The organism is Janthinobacterium sp. SUN137 (assembly GCF_030587265.1).
GTDB classification, from domain to species: domain Bacteria; phylum Pseudomonadota; class Gammaproteobacteria; order Burkholderiales; family Burkholderiaceae_D; genus Janthinobacterium; species Janthinobacterium kumbetense.
Genome location: NZ_JAPWHZ010000007.1, coordinates 69,305 through 88,028, shown reverse-complemented (window position 1 = coordinate 88,028; position 18,724 = coordinate 69,305). Strand labels below are relative to the sequence as shown.

Below are 18,724 nucleotides of genomic sequence, written 5' to 3'. Positions count from 1 at the left end.
TGCCGCTTTGCAGCATTTGCCACGCACAGCGATGACTTTCGTTGTGCCAGCCCTTCCATTATGATGATGCACGCCGCCGCGCGACTTGACCCTGCCTGGCGGCCCTTGATCCCCTCACTATACGGAGCCCGCATGACCTCGACCGCATCCAGCACCCCTTATGGCATCTGGCCATCGCCGATCAGCGCGGCCATCGTCGCCGCCGGCGCCTCGCCGCTGACGCAGCTGGCCCTGGGCGGTGCGGATGGCGGCGACGTGTTCTGGCTGGCCGGGCGCGCCAGCGAGGCGGGCCGCAACACCCTGCTGCGCCAGCGCGGCGCGCGCGTCGATGAATTGACGCCGGCGCCCTTCAATGTGCGCACCCGCGTGCATGAATATGGCGGCGGCGCGTATGCCGTGGCGGGCGATACCGTCTACTTTTCGCATTTCGCCGACAATTGCCTGTACCGCGTGAGCGGCGACGCCGCGCCCGCAGCGTTCACCACGGGCGGCAACACGCGCCATGCGGATTTCGTCGTCGATGCGGCCCGTTCCCGCCTGATCGCCGTGCGCGAGCAGCATCCGCAGGAAGGTCATGCCCTGCCGGAAAACTGCCTGGCCGCCGTCGGCTTCGACGGGCGCGAAACGGTACTGGCGCGCGGCCACGATTTCTATGCGGCGCCGCGTTTGTCGCCGGACGGCAGCCAGCTGGCCTGGATCAGCTGGGACCACCCGCGCCTGCCGTGGCAAGGCACGGAACTGTGGCTGGCCGACGTGCACCCGGACGGCAGCCTGGGCTCGCCGCGCCTGATCGCCGGCGGCGCGCGCGAGTCGATTTGCCAACCGGAATGGTCGCCGAACGGCTTGCTGCACTTCGTGTCCGACAGCAGCGGCTGGTGGAATCTGTACCGCCTGCACGGCGCCGACATCGAGGCGCTGTGTCCGATGGAAGCGGAATTTGCCACGCCGCACTGGACCTTCGGCGGCAGCATGTATGGTTTCCTGTCCGACGACGAGATCATCTGCACGTATATCCAGGCTGGCATCAGCTACCTGGCGCAATTGAACGTGGCGGCGGCCAAGCTGGAGCCGATACCGCACCCGTACCAGGAAATCCGCGAGCTGCGCGTGGGCCCCGGCTTCGTCGCGCTGCTGGGCGGCAGCCCCACCATCGCGCTGGAACTGGCGCGCATCGATTTGGCCAACCATGAACTGGAAGTGCTGGCGCAGTCGATCGCTGCCCTGCCTGCGCTCGGCTACCTGTCCGTGCCGCGCAGCTTGAGCTATCCGAGCAACAATGGCCGCACGGCGCACGCCTTCTTTTATGCGCCCACGAATGGCGACGTGCAGGCGCCGGCAGGAACGTTGCCACCCGTCATCGTCATCAGCCACGGCGGCCCCACCAGCATGGCCAGCAATACCTTGAAACTGGCGACGCAGTACTGGACCAGCCGCGGCATCGGCGTGCTCGACGTCAACTATGGCGGCAGCAGCGGCTTCGGCCGCGAATACCGCGACGCGCTGCGCGGGCAGTGGGGCATCGTCGACGTGGAAGACTGCATCGCCGGCGCGCGCTACCTGGCCGCCAACGGCCTGGCCGACCCGGAACGCCTGATCATCCGCGGCGGCAGCGCCGGCGGCCTGACGACCCTGTGCGCCCTGACCTTCCACGACGTCTTCAAGGCAGGCGCCAGTTACTACGGCGTATCCGACCTGAAGGGCCTGGACAACGATTCGCACAAGTTCGAATCGCGCTACACCGACTACCTGATCGCTTCGCAACCGCAAGCCGAGGCGCTGTACCGCGAGCGCTCGCCCATCCACCACACGGATAAACTGTCGCGCCCGATGATCTTCTTCCAGGGCCTCGACGACAAGGTGGTGCCGCCGCAGCAGTCGCAGCTGATGGTCGACGCCCTGCAGGCGCGCGGCGTGCCCGTCGCGTATGTCCCGCTCGAAGGCGAGGGCCACGGCTTCCGCAAGGCGGAAAACATCGTGCGCACCCTGGACGCGGAACTGTATTTCTACCAGCGCGTGTTCGGCCTGCCCGTGGCGGCTGGCGAGCCTCCCGTGCATATCGCCAATTTGCCCGCATGACCGAGCAAAATGTCGACCAGCATCTGCTGGACGAGTTCGCCGCACTGGAGCAGCATGAGCAGATGATCCTGGCCCTGCTGGCGATCACGGGCGAACCGGTGGGCAAGCATGCCGTGTACGAACACTTGCAGCGCGCCAATGTCGTCGAGCCGGACGGCACGCCGTTTTCCCTGCTGGTGGTGACGAACATGCTGCTGCGGCTGACGCGTCTGGCGCTGGCGTCGGAAATCGTGGGACGGGGCTTTGCCTGCGAAGCGAGGCTGCGCTGGCCCGCCATGCGCGCCGCCATCGAACACCTGGTGTTTCGCGACCTGTGCCAGGCCATCGAGCTGATCAATCCCGTGCGCCGCAACTGGGATGGCTATGTGGAGCTGCGCAGCTACCGCCAAGGCGTGGCGCGCCTGCGCATCGCCCTGCTGCGCAATGACGAGGTACGCCACGTGGCCGCCATCCTGGCCGCCTGCATGGCGTGCTATGAAGCGCAGCAGCTGCATCCGCTGATCGAAATCTTCGGCCGGCCGTTCGAGCCGGAAATGTTGTCTTTCGTCATGCCGCAACTGCAGGATGACATCCTCGCCGTGCTGCTGGGCAATGCGCCGCGCGAGCCGGGCACGGCGCACGCCATCCGCGCGTACGCGCGCGCCCACCACGCGCGCCAGACGGCGGCCGGCGACCATATCGGCGCCGCCCTGCCGCTGGCCTTGGCCGAAGACGCCCTGCTGTGCGGCGAACTCGACGCGGCTGCGCGCTACCTGGCAGGCCAGCAGGGCCCGCAGGTGCTGTTTCTCGACAGCAGCATCGCCCTGTTGCGCGGCGAACATGCGCACGCCGTGGCGGGCTTCGAGACGGCCTTGAAGGGCTTGCGCAAGGAAACAGGCAAGCGCAAGCTGTGCTTCACGGGCATCGGCGGCCACTTGTACGTGCTGGCCTTGCTGCGCAGCAACGACGCCAAGCAGCTGAAAAGCGCGGAAACTTACCTCGATATCGCCCTGCATGCGCAACCGAACCACGACAGCATCGTCTACCAGCAACTCCATACCCTGCGCCTGGTGCGCGCCGGCGTGCAGCTGGCGGAAAGCATCCCCACGCGCAACTGGGAAACGGCACTGCAGGCGCAACTGTTCCAAGCCTTGTTGTACTACTGGCTGGCGCTGCCGCAGTTGAGCGAACGCAAGGATCAGCTGCGCCTGTTGGTGCAGCAAGCGGACGCGGCCGGCTACGATTTGATCGCGGCGCAGGCGGCCGGCTTGCTGGGCTTGATGGGCGAGCCGCAGCAGGAGCGCTATGCGACGGCCAAGCGGGCGCAACATGGCTTGACGGACATGGCGCCGTGGTTCGAGCGCCAGGAAGCGTGGCAGCGCCAGCTGAGCGCGCTGATCAACCTGCAGCAGAACGCGCCCGCCGAAGCGCTGGGCGGCGTCTCGCGCCTCGTGTGGCTGGTGGCGTTCGACCCGCGCTTCGGCCTGACGGCCGTGGAAGTGCGCGAGCAGAAGCGCGACGCGCGGGGCGGCTGGAGCAAGGGTCGCGCCATGGGCTTGAAACGCCTGGCCGAAGAAGCGGGCGACATCGATTTCCTCACGCCGCAAGACGCGCGCGCGGCGGGCAGCATCGCGCCTTTTAAACAATATTATTCATCGGCACCCCGCTATGAAGTCGAGCTGGACAAGGCCGCCGTCTTGCTGGTGGGCCACCCGCTCGTGTTCTGGCTCGACCACCCCGACACGCGCGTGGAGCTGATCGCTGGCGCGCCCGAGCTCCTGATCAAGTCACACGAGGGGCAACTGTGGCTGGGCATGCAGCCGCCATTGCCCGACAACGGCAGCAATGTCGTGGTACAGCGCGAGACGCCGACGCGTTTGCGCGTGGTGCACATCCTCGACGAGCACCGGCGCATCGGCGCCATCGTGGGCCTGGGCCTGTCCGTGCCCCTGCATGCGGAAAAACAGGTGATGCAGGCCATCGGCGCCATCTCGTCCATGGTTACCGTGCAATCGGACATCGGCGGCGGCGCGGGCGATGCGGAAGCTATCACGGCCGACCACCGCCTGCACGTGCATTTGCTGCCCTACCAGCAGGGCCTCAAGATGCAGATCCTCGTGCGGCCACTGCTCGACAACGGCGCCTATTACGCACCCGGCAGCGGCGCCGAAAGCGTGTTTGCCGATGTGGCGGGCCGGGCCGTGCAGGCGCGGCGCGACTTGAACGCGGAACGCGAAGCGCAGCGCCAGCTCATCGGTCGCTGCCTGGTGCTGGAAGAGGCGGAAGAAGAGCATGGCGAGTGGCTGCTGGGCCAGCCTGCCCTGGGCTTGCAACTGCTGGTGGAATTGCAGGCGCTGGACTCGGACGGCATGGTGCTGGCCTGGCCCGAAGGCGAAACCATGCGCGTGTCGAAACGCATCGACAGCGGCCAGATGCGCCTGAACATCAAGAGCGAAAAAGACTGGTTTGCCGCCAGCGGCGAAGTGCAGATCGATGAAGACAAGGTGATGGATTTGCGCGCCCTGCTCGATTTGATGCAGAACAATAAAAGCCGCTTCGTGGCCCTGGGCGACAACCAGTTCCTGGCTCTGAGCGACGAATTGCACCGCCGCCTGTCCGAGCTGGCCGCGTATGGCGAAGCGCATGCCGACGGCGTGCACATCCACCCGCTGGCCGCGTTTGCGCTGGAAGAGCTGGCCAACGATGCGGGCGGCGTGAAGGCCGACAAACTGTGGCGCGAACACTTGCTGCGCCTGCGCGCCCTCGACGACTATCAGCCGCAGCTGCCCAGCACCTTGCAGGCGGACTTGCGCGACTACCAGCTGGCCGGTTTTAACTGGCTGGCGCGCTTGGCGCACTGGGGCGTGGGCGCCTGCCTGGCCGACGACATGGGACTCGGCAAGACCTTGCAGGCGCTGGCCCTGATCCTGGCGCGCGCGCCGCACGGCCCCACTCTCGTCGTCGCCCCCACATCCGTGTGCATGAACTGGATCAGCGAGGCGCAACGCTTCGCCCCCACCTTGAACATCAAACTGTTCGGCAGCGGCGACCGCGCCGGCATGCTGGAAACACTGCAGCCGTTCGACGTGGTGGTGGCCAGCTATGGCTTGCTGCAGCAGGAAGCCACTATGTTTGCCGGCGTGCGCTGGCATACGATCGTGCTCGACGAAGCGCAAGCCATCAAGAATGGCGCCACCAAGCGCTCGCAAGCCGTGATGGCCTTGCAAGGCGATTTCCGCATGGTGGCCAGCGGCACGCCGCTGGAAAACCACCTGGGTGAATTGTGGAACCTGTTCCGCTTCATCAACCCCGGTTTGCTGGGCACCCTCGACCAGTTTAATTTGCGCTTCGCCGGTCCCATTGAGAAAGATCAAGACAAGCGCGCGGCGGCCGGCGCGCGCCTGCGGCTGCGCCGCCTGATCGCGCCATTCATCCTGCGCCGCACGAAGACGCAAGTGCTGTCGGAATTGCCGTCGCGCACGGAAATCGTGCTGGAAGTGGAATTGTCGCCGCAGGAAACGGCGCTGTACGAATCCTTGCGCCGCGAAGCGCTGGAAAAGCTGGCCATGGTGGAAGGGCCGGCGTCGAAAAAAGCCATCCAGATCCTGGCCGAGATCATGAAGCTGCGCCGCGCCTGCTGCAACCCGCAACTGGTGGCGCCCGAGCTGGGCCTGGCCAGCAGCAAGCTGGCGGCGTTCGCCCAGTTGTTGTCGGGCTTGCTGGAAAACCGCCACAAGGTGCTCGTCTTCAGCCAGTTCGTCGACCATTTGACCCTGATCCGCCAGCACCTGGAGCAGCATGGCGTCAGTTACCAGTATCTCGATGGCAGCACGCCCATGCAGGAGCGCAAGCGCCGCGTCGACGCCTTCCAGGCGGGCGAGGGCGACGTTTTCCTCATCAGCCTGAAGGCGGGCGGCATGGGCATCAATCTGACGGCGGCCGACTACGTGATCCACATGGACCCGTGGTGGAACCCGGCCGTGGAAGACCAGGCTTCCGACCGGGCCCACCGCATGGGGCAATTGCGCCCCGTCACCATTTACCGGCTGGTGGCGAAGCACACGATCGAGGAAGGCATCGTCGAATTGCATCAGCACAAGCGCGACCTGGCCGACAGCCTGCTGGAAGGCAGCGACGCGGCCGCGCGCATGTCGGCCAATGACATGCTGGGCATGCTGCAGGAAGGGTTGAAGCAATGAGATTGAAAAAATGAGCGGCGCCACCGCGTTCCATGCGATGATCGTTTTTCCCTGTTTTGATGCCACGCCATGACCGACTATATCGCCACCAGCGCCGGCCAGCGCGCCACCTTTTTGTGCGGCAAATCCTGGACCGCCTACGTCAGCACCTTCCTCATCGCCGTGCTGCTGTTTTTTGCCGCCCTGCCGCTGGCCTTCAAGTACAACGCGCGCGCCGCCTTCGTCGTGCTGATCGGCTCGGCCATGATCGTCGGCTACCGCCTGCTGACCATCCGCAGCTATCAGCTGTACATTGATGAGGCGGGCGTGTGGCTGGCGTCCGGCATCTTGCCGTGGAAAAAGAAACTGACGGGCGTCAAATGGCGCGACATGGATGAAGCCGTCTATGAAACGAACTTCTGGAGCTGGCTGTTCCAGTCCTATACGGTACGAGTCAGCCAGCGCTACACGCAGGAAACGGAAATCCACGCCACCGGCATGGCGCGCGGCAAGGATGCCGTGGCGGCCATCAATGCGCGCCACCAGGAATTGCTGCACGGCAGCGCCATCGTGGTCTAGCGCCGCGCGCTCCCGGCGCAAAAAACTGCGCAGCGGCGGCAATTAATGCTAATCTTTGGGCCGCCCAGGCAAGCAAGGCCAACCTTTCAATAGTTGTTTGTTACTTATATTATCAGTTTATTATTTTCTGATCAGGACAAACAGCAAAATATTCAAGAGATAAACTATGCTGATAAAAAATAAAGTTGCGCTCGCCGCATTGATGATGGCCTTTACCCTGACACCGGCCAGCGCCGCCAAGAAGCCGCAGAAGCAAGGCAAGGCCAGCACCAGCAGCAGCAAGAAAAAAACCGTCGGCAAGAAAGCAGCCGTCGTCAGCGCCGCCACGGCAGCCACGGTAGCGGCCGTCGCCAGCGAGAACAGCAGCGACCGTTCCATGAATAACCTCAGCGGCCAGTTCCTTACGGCCCTGTGGCGCCTGGATCCGGAAAGCGCGATTTCGGTTGGCAAATATGACGGCGCCGCCAACTTGAGCATCCCCGACGCGGCCAGCCGCCAGAAGCAGCTGGCCTTCATCGACGAATGGCTGGGCAAGTTCGGCAAGCTGAATGCGAGCAAGATGTCCGACAAGCAACGCACCGACCTGGCCTTGCTGACGAATAAACTGCAATCGGACCGCTGGTATCTGACCACCTTCCGCGAATTCGAATGGAATCCCGCCCAGTACAACGTGGCCGGCTCCATCGACTTCATCCTGAACACGGAATACGCGGCGCAGCCGCAGCGTCTGCGTACCTTGCTCAAGCGCATCGCCACCGTGCCGCAATACTACGCGGCCGCGCGCGCCAGTATCAATCAACCCACGCGCGAACACACGCAGCTGGCCATCGCCCAGAGCGCCGGCGTGCTCAGCGTGCTTGACGACCTGAACAAGACGGCACAGGCGTCCATCCTGACGCCGGTGGAAAAACAGCTGTACACGGCCCGCATCGCCGCGGCCCGCACGGCCGTGCAAGGCTACGCCGCGTGGCTGACGGAACAGGATGCCGCGCTGGCGCAGAACGGCAACGCGCGCTCCTTCCGCATCGGCAAGGAGTTGTATGAGCAGAAATTCGCCTACGATATCCAGGCCAGCGTGAGCGCCGAACAGATGTACCAGAAAGCCCTGGCCGCGCGCGAAAAGCTGCTCGAGCACATGGATAGCCTGTCCGACGAGCTGTGGGTGAAAACCATGGGCGCCACGGCCAAGCCGGCGGACCGCACGGCAAAGATCGGCATGGTGATCGACAAGCTGTCCAGCAACCACGTGGCGCCTGCCGATTTCGTGCCGGAAATCCGCCGCCAGATCCCGGAATTGCAGGAATGGGTGACCAGCCACAACCTGCTGACGATGGACCCGAAAAAGCCCCTGGTCGTGCGCGAAACGCCCGCCTACCAGCGCGGCGTGGCCGGCGCCAGCATCGAAGCGCCCGGCCCGTATCGCCCGCAAGACCGCACCTATTACAACGTGACGCCGCTCGACGGCGAAACGCCGGAACAGGCGGAAAGCAGCTTGCGCGAATACAACCACTGGATCTTGCAGATCCTGAATATCCACGAAGCCATCCCCGGCCACTACACGCAGCTCGTGTACGCCAACAAGTCGCCGTCGCTGGTCAAGTCCATCTTTGGCAATGGCGCCATGATCGAAGGCTGGGCCGTGTATGGCGAACGCATGATGCTCGAGTCCGGCTATGGCAATAACGCGCCGGAAATGTGGTTGATGTATTCGAAGTGGAACTTGCGCAGCGTCACCAATACCATTCTCGACTACAGCGTGCACGTGCAGGGCATGACGGAAGCGCAGGCGCTCGACCTGCTGACGCGCCAAGCCTTCCAGACCCAGCGTGAAGCCAAGGAAAAATGGCGCCGCGTGCAGCTGAGCTCGGTGCAACTGACCAGCTATTTCAGCGGCTACAGCGAAATCATGGACTTGCGCGAACAGCGCAAGCAAGCGCTGGGCAGCAAATTCGTGCTGAAGGATTTCCATGAGCAATTCCTCAGCTACGGCAGCGCGCCCGTGAAAGTCATCAAGGAATTGATGAATTAACTGGCGCTCGCCGTCAGCTTGCAAAGGGCGCCGCGGCGCCCTTTTTGCATGCGTTTGCGCCGCCGCAAACCACTGGCGCGCCGGTCCATTAAGCTCATGGGAAGGCAGGCGCCACCGCACTCCTCACTGGCAATTGCCGATTTTCCTGCTAGGCTGGATACAGGAGCGTCCATGCATATGCCCATCCAGTTCGACACCCTCGATTACGCCAAACGCCTCGCCTCGGCCGGCGTGCCCACCCAGCAGGCGGAAGCGCATGCGACGGCACTGGGTGAAGTACTGGGCTCGGCCGTGGTCGTGCATGGCGAACTGGCGGCGCTGGAGCGCAATCTGCTGGGGGAAATCAAGCTGGTGGCGCAAAAGGTCGATACCAGAGTGGATGCGCTGGAACTGAAATTCGATACCAGAATAGATGCACTGGAGCAAAAATTCGACGCCCGCCTGGAACGCATGGACTTGCGCCATGGCGCCGACATGAAACACGTATACTGGATGATGAGCACCCTGATCCTGCTCAACCTGGGCATCCTCAGCAAACTGATGCTGCAGTAAGCACCCACTAACTTTCTTGGCGATAAAAAAGCCGCGGCTCCCGAAGAAGGCCAGCGGCTCGTATCGGCACGCGTTGCGGGCCGTCTAGGACGCCTCTTCCGGCGCCTGGGTGGCCCTGACGAAGATGGGCGCCACCAGCAGGCCCAGCTCGAACAGCAGGCACATCGGGATGGCCAGCGAGAACTGGCTGACCACGTCCGGCGGCGTGACGATGGCGGCAATCACGAAGGCGCCGACGATGATGTAGGGACGCACTTCCTTGAGTTTCGCGATAGTAACCAAGCCCATGCGCACGAGGATCACCACCACCACGGGCACTTCGAAGGTGGCGCCAAAGGCCAGGCACATCGACATGACGAAATCGAGGTAGTTTTCGATATCGGGCGTGACGGCGATCGACGAGGGCGAAAAATCGCTGATGAAGTGGAAGACGCGGCCAAACACAAAGAAATAGCAGAAGGCCACGCCGGCCATGAACAGCAGGGACGATGAGATGACCAGCGGCGCGATCAGGCGCTTTTCATGCGTGTACAGGCCGGGGGCGATGAAAGCCCACATCTGATACAGCACCCAGGGCAAGGCGACGATGAAGGCGATCACCAGGGTCACTTTCATCGGCACCAGGAACGGCGAAATAACGCCGGTGGCGATCATTTTCGAGCCGGCCGGCAGCGAGGCGATCATCGGCGCCGCAATAAAATCGTAGATATGCGAAGGCCCGGGCCAGTAAAACAGCACGGCGCAGACGACGGCGATACCGATCGAGGCCTTGACCAGGCGGTTGCGCAGCTCGACCAGATGCGAGATAAAGGTTTCTTCCACCGGAGATTTGCTACTCATGAGTAAAAGGAGGAGGAACTGGCGCGCGGACGAAAGCGCGCCACGCGGGCAGCTGCCGACTGCACGTGCAGCTTGCCGCCATGGCGCTGCTTGTACCAGCCAGGAATGGCGGAATTGCGCACCAGCTTCTTGCGGCGGAATTCGCGCGCCTTGCGGGCCAGGTCATCGTTGGTGGCGCGCAGCATGGCTTCATGGGCATCGTGCTGCCCCTCATACGCACTGGCATCGCCGCGCCAGGCGTTTTCCACCTCGGCCAGGTTGCCGGAGATCGAGTTTTCCACGCCATGCATGGATTTCTCCACGCTTTGCTTGACGGAATGGGCCGCATCCTGCACTTCCTTCTGCAGGTTTTTCAGCTCTTCCATTTCAATTTCGCGCGAGACTTCGGATTTCACCTGGTTCAGATAGCGTTGCGCGCGGCCATACAGGGTACCGGCCATGCGTGCCACTCTCGGCAACTTTTCAGGGCCGATGACTATCAACGCAACCACGCCGATGATGGCGATTTTAGAGAGACCGAGATCGATCATAAGCGGACAAGTGCTGTTACCGGACGAGGCAAGCGCCCCGCCACGCTATCAGAACTTGCTTTTCTCTTTCGTTTCGACGTCGATGGTGCTTTTGTCGGCCACTTGCGATGGCGCAGCAGGAGGGGTATTGGCTGCCGGGGCGTCATCTTCGCCCTTGACGCCATCCTTGAAGCCTTTGACGGCCTTGCCGATATCACCGCCGATATTGCCCAGTTTCTTGGTGCCGAAGACCAGCATCACAATGACCAGAACGATCACCCAGTGCCAAATACTCAATGAACCCATCACATTCTCCTTGCGGGACGGTGCCCGAATAGCGTCGACCAATGCCGGTAGTATACACGCGAACCCGGCGCGCAGCGAAATCAGTGTTGACCGCGCCAGGGGCGGGGACCGCCGTACACATGCATGTGCAGGTGATACACCTCTTGCCCGCCGTTCGGACCGCTGTTGATCATGGTCTTGAAGCCCCCGGCAGGCGTGCCATCGGCGTCATACGTGACGGCGCAGCCGAACTCGGCAGCAAGCTTCGGCGCCAGACGCAGCAGCTTGCCCAGCATCTCCGTATGGCTATCGTCACAATCGGACAGGCTGGCCACGTGGCGCTTCGGGATCAACAGCAGATGCACGGGGGCGGCCGGGTTGATGTCCTTGAAGGCCAGCAAGTCCTCGTCTTCATACACGATGGTCGAAGGAATTTTCTTTGCAGCAATCTTGCAAAAAATACAGTTATCCACGCACGCTCCAGTAGGTCAGTGTTTGTCTGTTTCGCCGGCGTCGCGCAGCTCATCCTTGCGTGCCGCCTTTTCTTCCAGGCCGGACAACCCTTCGCGGCGCGCCAGCTCGTCGAGCACCTGCTGCGGCGTCAGATCGAACTGCGCCAGCATCACCAGACTGTGAAACCACAGGTCGGCGCATTCGTACAAGACCTTCGACGGGTCGTTGTCGCGGCGCGCATCCTTGGCGGCCATCACCGTTTCCGTCGCTTCTTCGCCGATTTTTTTCAGGATGGCGTCATCGCCCTTGGCAAACAGGCGCGCGACATAGGAGGTGGCGGGGTCGCCGCCGTTGGCCAGCTTGCGCGATTCGATCACGGCGGCCAGGCGTTTTAACGTTTCACTCATTTGCTCTTGCTTTCCGCGTAAATCGTCTCAGGGTCTTTCAGGACGGGGTCGGTGACTTGCCATTCGCCCGTTTTTTCGTCGCCTTCGAATTTCTGGAAGAAGCACGAATGGCGGCCCGTATGGCAAGCGATGCCGCCGGCTTGCTCGATTTTCAGCAAGACCACGTCTTCATCGCAATCGAGGCGGATTTCCAGCACCTTTTGCGTGTGGCCGGACTCTTCGCCCTTGTGCCACAGTTTCTTGCGCGAACGGCTCCAGTACACGGCTTCGCCCAGCTCCACCGTGCGCGCCAGCGCGTCGCGGTTCATCCAGGCGAACATCAGCACGTCATTGCTGCCCGCTTCCTGCGCGATCACGGGCACCAGGCCGTGCTCGTCCCATTTGACCTTTTTCAGCCACTTGGCATTGCTTGCTACGATGGTTCCGTTTTGCATGTTCTGTATCCTGGGTACTATTTTATTTACGCCAGGCGCATGGGAATGCCCTGCTGCGCCATGAACTGCTTGGCTTCCTGCACCGTGTGCTGGCCATAGTGGAAGATGCTGGCGGCCAACACGGCGTCCGCGCGGCCCACCTTGATGCCATCGACCAGGTCTTGCAAGCCGCCCACGCCGCCCGAAGCGATGACGGGGATGCTGACGGCGTCGGACACGCCGCGCGTCAGGCCCAGATCGAAGCCCACCTTGGTGCCGTCGCGGTCCATGCTGGTGAGCAAGATTTCGCCGGCGCCCAGGCTTTCCATTTTACGCGCCCAGTCAAAGGCGTCCAGGCCCGTGGCGGTGCGTCCGCCATGGGTAAACACTTCCCACTTGCCGGGCGACACCTGCTTGGCGTCGATGGCGACGACGATGCATTGCGAGCCGTGCTTTTGCGACGCCTCGTACACGAGCTGGGGATTCGTCACGGCCGAGGTGTTGATGCTGACCTTGTCGGCGCCCGCGTTGAGCAGCCGGCGCACGTCTTCCACCACGCGCACGCCGCCGCCCACGGTCAGCGGAATGAACACTTGCGACGCCACGGCTTCGATGATGTCGAAGATCAGGCCGCGGTTATCGCTCGAGGCGGTAATGTCGAGGAAAGTGATTTCATCGGCGCCCTGCTCGTCATAGCGGCGGGCAATTTCCACCGGGTCGCCGGCGTCGCGCAATTCCGTGAAATTGACGCCTTTGACAACGCGGCCATTGGTCACGTCCAGGCAGGGGATGATACGTTTTGCAAGCATGATGGTATCCAGATTGTCGCCAGGCCAGGGCGTGCACGCGCACACCCCGGCCGGGCTGGCTTAAACGGCGGCGTCGGTCAGTTCGTCGGCGCGTTCCTGCGCCTGCGCCAGGTCGATCGTGCCTTCATAGATGGAACGGCCGCAGATCACGCCTTCGATGCCTTCGGCCTGGACCGCGCACAGCGCTTCCACGTCGCCGATATTGTGCAGGCCGCCTGAAGCGATGACGGGGATCTTGACGGCTTGCGCCAGCTTGACGGTGGCCTCGATATTGATGCCGCCCATCATGCCGTCGCGGCCGATGTCCGTGTAGATGATCGATTCGACGCCGTAGGCTTCGAATTTTTTCGCCAGGTCGATCACTTCGTGGCCCGACATCTTGCTCCAGCCATCCGTTGCCACTTTGCCATCTTTGGCATCGAGGCCGACGATGATGTGGCCCGGGAAGGCGCCGCAGGCGTCGTGCAGGAAGCCGGGGCTTTTCACGGCCGCCGTGCCGATGATGATGTAGGTGATGCCGGCGTCGAGGTAGCGCTCGATGGTGTCGAGGTCGCGGATGCCGCCGCCCAGCTGCACGGGGATTTCCTCGATGTCATTTTCCACGGCGAAATCTTGCACGGCCTTCAGGATGGCTTTCACGGCGCCTTCGTTCTTCGGCTTGCCGGCAAAGGCGCCGTTCAGGTCGACCAGGTGCAGCCGGCGCGCGCCTTGCATCAGCCAATGGCGGGCCATCTCGGCCGGGTCTTCGGAAAATACGGTGGCAAGTTCCATATCGCCTTGTTTCAGGCGTACGCAGTGACCGTCTTTCAGGTCGATGGCGGGAATGAGCAGCATGGTCAGTGTGATTTAGAGTGAGTGAGAGGCGGAAAAAAAGCCGGATAGCTAACGTTAAGGTTGCCAGTGAACGAAGTTCTTGTACAGCTGCAAGCCAGCGGCAGCGCTTTTTTCAGGGTGAAACTGTGTCGCGAAAATATTATCACGGGCGACGGCACAAGCAAACGGCGCGCCATAGACAGTCTCGCCCACCGTGTGCGCCGCTTCTTGAGGTTGAGCAAAATAGCTGTGCACAAAGTAAAAATAGGCGTTGTCGGCGATACCATCCCACATGACATGGGACGCCGTTTGCCGCACTTGGTTCCAGCCCATTTGCGGCACCTTGAAGCGCGAGCCGTCTTCCTGCACCTGGCCGTCGAGCTGGAAGCGCACGACTTTGCCTGGCAGCAAGCCCAAACCGGCCGCATCGCCCTCTTCGCTGCCGTCGAACAACATTTGCTCGCCGATGCACACGCCCAGCACGGGCTTGCTGTCGGCGGCGCGCAGCAGCGCTTCGAGCACGCCCGATTCGCGCAGGCTGCGCATGCAGTCGGGCATGGCGCCCTGGCCCGGCAAGACGATGCGGTCGGCGCTGTCGATGTCTTGCGCCAATCCGGAAATGCGCACGTCGGCTTCCGGCGCCACGGCGCGCAGGGCCTGCGCTACCGAGCGCAGGTTGCCCATGCCGTAATCCACCACCACAATTTTATTCATGTTTGATCCCGGAATCTACAATATAGCGAGAGCGGCGTTTACAGGCTGCCCTTGGTCGATGGAATGATGCCGGCCGCGCGCTCGTCGAGCTCGGCAGCCATGCGCAGCGCGCGGCCAAAGGCCTTGAACACGGTTTCGCATTGATGGTGGGCATTCGTACCGCGCAAGTTGTCGATATGCAATGTCACGCCCGCATGGTTGACGAAGCCGCGGAAAAATTCCAGGGTCAGGTCGACATCGAAGCCGGCGATCATGGCGCGCGTAAACGGGATGTGGTATTCGATGCCCGGGCGGCCCGAAAAATCGAGCACCACGCGCGACAGCGCCTCGTCCAGCGGCACATACGCATGGCCGTAGCGGCGGATGCCCTTCTTGTCGCCGATGGCCTTGGCCACGGCCATGCCCAGGGTGATGCCCACGTCTTCCACCGTATGGTGGTTATCGATATGCACGTCGCCCGTCGCTTCGATATCCAGGTCGATCAAGCCGTGACGGGCGATCTGGTCCAGCATATGGTCGAGGAAGGGCACGCCGGTATTGAGCTTTTGCTGGCCCGTGCCATCGAGGTTGAGGGCGACGCGAACTTGCGTCTCATTGGTGTTGCGCGTGATTTCTGCGGTGCGGTTCATGGGAGGCTCTGGCGATAGGCTAAACGAGGGATGCCTTGAAGGCATCGTAAAAAAGGGAATTCTCTTCCGGGGTGCTGACGCTGATGCGCAGGCAATTGGCCAGCGCAGCATGCATTTTACTCATATTTTTAATTAAAACCCTGCGGGCAAGCAGTTTTGCGCAAACATCGTCGGAATCAGCCACACGAATCAGAAGAAAATTTGCCTTCGAGGGAAACACGGTCACGCCCGGCAGCTCCGCCAGGCGCAGCGCCAGCGTATCGCGCGCGCTGTTGAGCAGATCCGCCTGGGCATTCAACACGTCGAGGTGTTCGAGCGCGAATTCGGCCGCCGCCTGCGTCAGCACATTCACGTTATACGGCGGGCGCACTTTTTCAAATTGCGCCAGCAGGGCCGGCGCGGCCGACATGTAGCCGAGGCGGATGCCGGCCAGGCCCAGTTTCGACACGGTGCGCATCACCACCAGATTCTCGAACTCGGGCAGGCGGCCCATGAAGCTGTGCTGCGCGAACGGTTCATAGGCTTCGTCGACGACGGCGATGCCCGTGTCGCCCAGGGCGGCCAGGATGCGTTCGATGTCGGCGCTGGCAAACAGGTTGCCCGTCGGGTTGTTCGGATAGGCGAGGAATACCAGCGCCGGGCGGTGCTGTTCGATGGCCGCCAGCATGGCCGGCATATCCAGGCTGAAGTCGGCCTGCAGGGGCACGCCGACGAAATCCATACCGGCGAACTGCGCCGAGCGCGCATACATGACGAAGGCCGGCACGGGCGCCAGCAGCACGGCGCGCTTGCCCGGCTCCTGATGCGCGCACGCCATGGCCAGGATGGAAATGAGCTCATCGGAGCCATTGCCCAGCATGACGTCGAAGCCGGCGGGCACGCCCAGCTTGGCGCAGATGGCCGCCTGCAGGCTGGCGTACGACGGCGGATAGCGGTTCAGCGCCACGCCGGCCAGGCGCGCGCCCAGCTCTTCGCGCAGCTGCGGCGGCAGCGGATACGGGTTTTCCATCGCATCGAGTTTGATGTAACCGCTGGCATCGGCTACCTGATAGCTTTTGACGGCCCGCACATCGGACCGCACGGTGTTGCTGATTAACTGATCGAGGAAAGACATGCTGCAAACACTCCTGATGGAATTAAATGGAGACTAAATGACGACGTCTTCCGGCACGGCGGCGCTGCGCGCCTTGCGGGCCGGCGCTTTTTTCGCGGCGGGCGGTTTTTTCACGGCAGCCGGTTTTTTACTGGCCGCCTTGGCGGCCTTGGGTACGGCGGCGGCGCGGCGCTTGGCCGGCGCCTTCTTCTTTTCCGCCTGCGGCGCGGCCGGTTCGGCCAGCTCCTGCGCCAGCGCCGCCAATCGCTGTTCGATGATGGCGCAGTAATCGGGATTCAGCTCAAAGCCGACGAAATCGCGCCCGCAGCGCTTCGCCGCCAGGGCCGTGGTGCCGCTGCCCATGAACAGGTCGAGCACCACGCCGCCGGGCGGGCACGAAGCCTTGAGCATGCGCTCGATGATTTCGAGCGGCTTTTGCGTCGGGTGGTCGGCCCGTTCCGGGTGTTCCTTGTGCAGGCGCGACACGCTCCACAAGTCTTTCGGGTTGTAGCCCACTTCCAGCCATTTGGCGCCGATGAAGATCGAGCGCGAACGGGCTTTCTTGGTGGCCGCGTCGTAGGCGATGCGCACCGCGTCAAGGTCGAAGTAGTAATCCTTGCGCTTGACGAAGAAGCCGATGGTGTCGTGCACCGATGAAAAGCTGCGCACGCTGCCGCCCATGGACGGCACGCGGCGGTCCCAGATGATTTCATTCATCATCGCCATGCGCTGTTTCAGCATGACGAAGATCTCCGGCGAATAGCGCCAGGTGAGGAAGATATACAGGCTGCCGTTGGCTTTCAGCTTGGGCAGCGCCGCGTCGATCCACTGTTCCGTCCAGCGCAGGTAGTCGGCCACCGACTGCTGGTCCGACGCATTGCCGTAATCCTTGCCCAGGTTGTACGGCGGATCCGTCAGGATCAGGTCCACCGAGCCATCGGGAATGCGCGCCAGCCCCGCCAGCGCATCTTCGCAATAGACCCGGTTGACCCAGTCCGGCTGCTCCGCCATATTCGTCATGGCTGCGGCTTCAGACGCAATTCGGCGCTGCGCGCGTGCGCCTGCAAGCCTTCGCCATACGCCAGGGTGGCGGCGACGCGGCCCAGGGTTTGCGCGCCCGCTTCACTGACGTGGATGATGGACGAGCGCTTCTGGAAGTCGTACACGCCCAGCGGCGACGAAAAGCGCGCCGTGCGCGAGGTCGGCAGCACGTGATTGGGGCCGCAGCAATAGTCGCCCAGCGATTCGGACGAAAAGCGGCCCAGGAACATGGCGCCCGCGTGGCGGATCTGCTCGGCCCACTGCTGCGGGTTTTCCGCCGAGATTTCCAGGTGTTCCGCGGCGATGGCATTGGCGATCTCGCACGCTTCTGCCATGCTGCGCACCTTGATCAGCGCGCCGCGGTCGGCCAGCGACGTGCTGATGGTGGCCTGGCGCGGCATCGTCGGCAGCAGCTTGGCGATGCTCTCCTCGACTTGCGCGATGTAGTCCGCGTCGGGGCACAGCAGGATCGCTTGCGCCAGCTCGTCGTGCTCGGCCTGCGAAAACAGGTCCATCGCGACCCAGTCGGGGTCCGTCGTGCCGTCGCACAGCACGAGGATTTCCGACGGTCCGGCGATCATGTCGATGCCGACGATGCCGAACACGCGGCGCTTGGCGGCAGCCACGTAGGCGTTGCCGGGACCGACGATCTTGTCCACGGCGGCAATCGTCTGCGTGCCGTAGGCCAGCGCGCCGACGGCTTGTGCGCCGCCGATGGTGATCACGCGCGTCACGCCGGCAATCGCGGCGGCGGCCAGCACCATCTGGTTTTTCACGCCATCGGGCGTCGGCACGACCATGATGATTTCGCCCACGCCCGCCACGTGCGCGGGAATGGCGTTCATCAGCACGGACGACGGGTAGGCGGCCTTGCCGCCCGGGACGTAGATGCCGACCCGGTCCAGCGGCGTGATCTTCTGGCCCAGCACCGTGCCATCGGGCTCGGTGTAGGTAAAGCCACGCAATTCCTCGCGCTGGCGTTCGTGGAAGGCGCGGATGCGCTGCGCGGCGATCTGCAGCGCCTCGCGCTGGGCCGACGGCAAGCCGTTCAAGGCTGCCTGCAATTCGGCTTGCGAAATATCAAACGCCGCCATTTCCGCCGCGCCGCCATGCGGGATGCGGTCGAAACGGTTGGTGTATTCCAGTACGGCGGCATCGCCGCGCGTTTTCACATCGGCCAGGATTTTTGCGACCGACGTTTCAATCGCTGCATCGGTGCCCGCCTCGAACGCCAGCAGCGTATCGAGCGATTGTTGGAAACCATCCTGGCTTGAATCGAGCTTGCGTATCTGTATCGGCATAATCGGCTTTCTGCTACTGAAGGT

18 protein-coding genes are annotated in these 18,724 nt (G+C 63.0%); 5 read left to right on the top strand and 13 right to left on the bottom strand.

All coding sequences use genetic code 11. From position 1 onward, the window contains the following. Nucleotides 1–132 precede the first annotated feature (132 nt). From O3298_RS28190 to O3298_RS28170, 5 genes are all read left to right on the top strand, one after another. Nucleotides 133–2,076, top strand: coding sequence for a S9 family peptidase (locus tag O3298_RS28190; RefSeq protein WP_305061101.1), 1,944 nt, complete (start codon nt 133–135; stop codon nt 2,074–2,076). Continuing rightward, entirely contained in the window at nt 2,073–6,254 is a 4,182-nt protein-coding gene (locus O3298_RS28185; RefSeq protein ID WP_305061100.1) for a DEAD/DEAH box helicase, read from the top strand. Before O3298_RS28190 ends, O3298_RS28185 begins: the two co-directional genes overlap by 4 nt. Before the next feature lie 69 nt (nt 6,255–6,323). Next, the gene (locus O3298_RS28180; RefSeq protein ID WP_305061099.1) at nt 6,324–6,812 is read left to right on the top strand and encodes a hypothetical protein; all 489 of its coding nucleotides are present in this window, start codon (nt 6,324–6,326) and stop codon (nt 6,810–6,812) included. Between the two features lie 169 nt (nt 6,813–6,981). After that, nucleotides 6,982–8,841: a DUF885 domain-containing protein gene (locus tag O3298_RS28175; RefSeq protein ID WP_305061164.1), complete on the top strand. Its 1,860-nt coding sequence runs from the start codon at nt 6,982–6,984 to the stop codon at nt 8,839–8,841. Nucleotides 8,842–9,012: 171 nt separating this feature from the next. Then, a complete protein-coding gene (locus O3298_RS28170) occupies nt 9,013–9,393 on the top strand; it encodes a hypothetical protein (RefSeq protein WP_289919843.1) in 381 nt (126 codons plus the stop codon). 84 nt (nt 9,394–9,477) lie between these two features. On the opposite strand, the gene tatC is transcribed toward O3298_RS28170, so the two are convergent. From tatC to hisD, 13 genes are all read right to left on the bottom strand, one after another. Further along, a complete protein-coding gene (gene tatC / locus O3298_RS28165) occupies nt 9,478–10,233 on the bottom strand; it encodes a twin-arginine translocase subunit TatC (RefSeq protein WP_077398220.1) in 756 nt (251 codons plus the stop codon). Next, nucleotides 10,230–10,763: a Sec-independent protein translocase protein TatB gene (tatB, locus tag O3298_RS28160; protein WP_305061098.1), complete on the bottom strand. Its 534-nt coding sequence runs from the start codon at nt 10,761–10,763 to the stop codon at nt 10,230–10,232. The genes tatC and tatB overlap by 4 nt, the downstream gene beginning before the upstream one ends. Nucleotides 10,764–10,811: 48 nt before the next feature. Next, entirely contained in the window at nt 10,812–11,048 is a 237-nt protein-coding gene (tatA, locus tag O3298_RS28155; RefSeq protein ID WP_034780931.1) for a Sec-independent protein translocase subunit TatA, read from the bottom strand. Between the two features lie 80 nt (nt 11,049–11,128). Then, complete coding sequence (locus O3298_RS28150) at nt 11,129–11,500, bottom strand: histidine triad nucleotide-binding protein (protein ID WP_305061097.1); 372 nt, start codon at nt 11,498–11,500, stop codon at nt 11,129–11,131. 15 nt (nt 11,501–11,515) lie between these two features. After that, the gene (locus O3298_RS28145; RefSeq protein WP_034753849.1) at nt 11,516–11,887 is read right to left on the bottom strand and encodes a phosphoribosyl-ATP diphosphatase; all 372 of its coding nucleotides are present in this window, start codon (nt 11,885–11,887) and stop codon (nt 11,516–11,518) included. Then, entirely contained in the window at nt 11,884–12,321 is a 438-nt protein-coding gene (hisI, locus tag O3298_RS28140; RefSeq protein ID WP_034753847.1) for a phosphoribosyl-AMP cyclohydrolase, read from the bottom strand. Before hisI ends, O3298_RS28145 begins: the two co-directional genes overlap by 4 nt. A gap of 26 nt (nt 12,322–12,347) precedes the next feature. Beyond that, nucleotides 12,348–13,109 (bottom strand): imidazole glycerol phosphate synthase subunit HisF, encoded by a 762-nt coding sequence (gene hisF, locus O3298_RS28135; protein ID WP_099666082.1) that lies wholly within the window; start codon nt 13,107–13,109, stop codon nt 12,348–12,350. A 60-nt stretch (nt 13,110–13,169) separates the two neighbouring features. Continuing rightward, nucleotides 13,170–13,943 (bottom strand): 1-(5-phosphoribosyl)-5-[(5-phosphoribosylamino)methylideneamino]imidazole-4-carboxamide isomerase, encoded by a 774-nt coding sequence (gene hisA, locus O3298_RS28130; protein WP_070219639.1) that lies wholly within the window; start codon nt 13,941–13,943, stop codon nt 13,170–13,172. Nucleotides 13,944–13,997: 54 nt separating this feature from the next. Next, nucleotides 13,998–14,636, bottom strand: a complete 639-nt coding sequence (gene hisH / locus O3298_RS28125) for an imidazole glycerol phosphate synthase subunit HisH (RefSeq protein WP_099666081.1) — start codon at nt 14,634–14,636, stop codon at nt 13,998–14,000. 38 nt (nt 14,637–14,674) lie between these two features. Continuing rightward, nucleotides 14,675–15,265, bottom strand: a complete 591-nt coding sequence (gene hisB / locus O3298_RS28120; protein ID WP_010402123.1) for an imidazoleglycerol-phosphate dehydratase HisB — start codon at nt 15,263–15,265, stop codon at nt 14,675–14,677. A 19-nt stretch (nt 15,266–15,284) separates the two neighbouring features. Then, a complete protein-coding gene (gene hisC / locus O3298_RS28115) occupies nt 15,285–16,379 on the bottom strand; it encodes a histidinol-phosphate transaminase (protein WP_305061096.1) in 1,095 nt (364 codons plus the stop codon). A gap of 33 nt (nt 16,380–16,412) precedes the next feature. Further along, nucleotides 16,413–17,378 (bottom strand): site-specific DNA-methyltransferase, encoded by a 966-nt coding sequence (locus O3298_RS28110; protein ID WP_369811641.1) that lies wholly within the window; start codon nt 17,376–17,378, stop codon nt 16,413–16,415. After that, the gene (hisD, locus tag O3298_RS28105) at nt 17,375–18,700 is read right to left on the bottom strand and encodes a histidinol dehydrogenase (RefSeq protein WP_077398225.1); all 1,326 of its coding nucleotides are present in this window, start codon (nt 18,698–18,700) and stop codon (nt 17,375–17,377) included. Before hisD ends, O3298_RS28110 begins: the two co-directional genes overlap by 4 nt. Between the last annotated feature and the right edge of the window lie 24 nt (nt 18,701–18,724).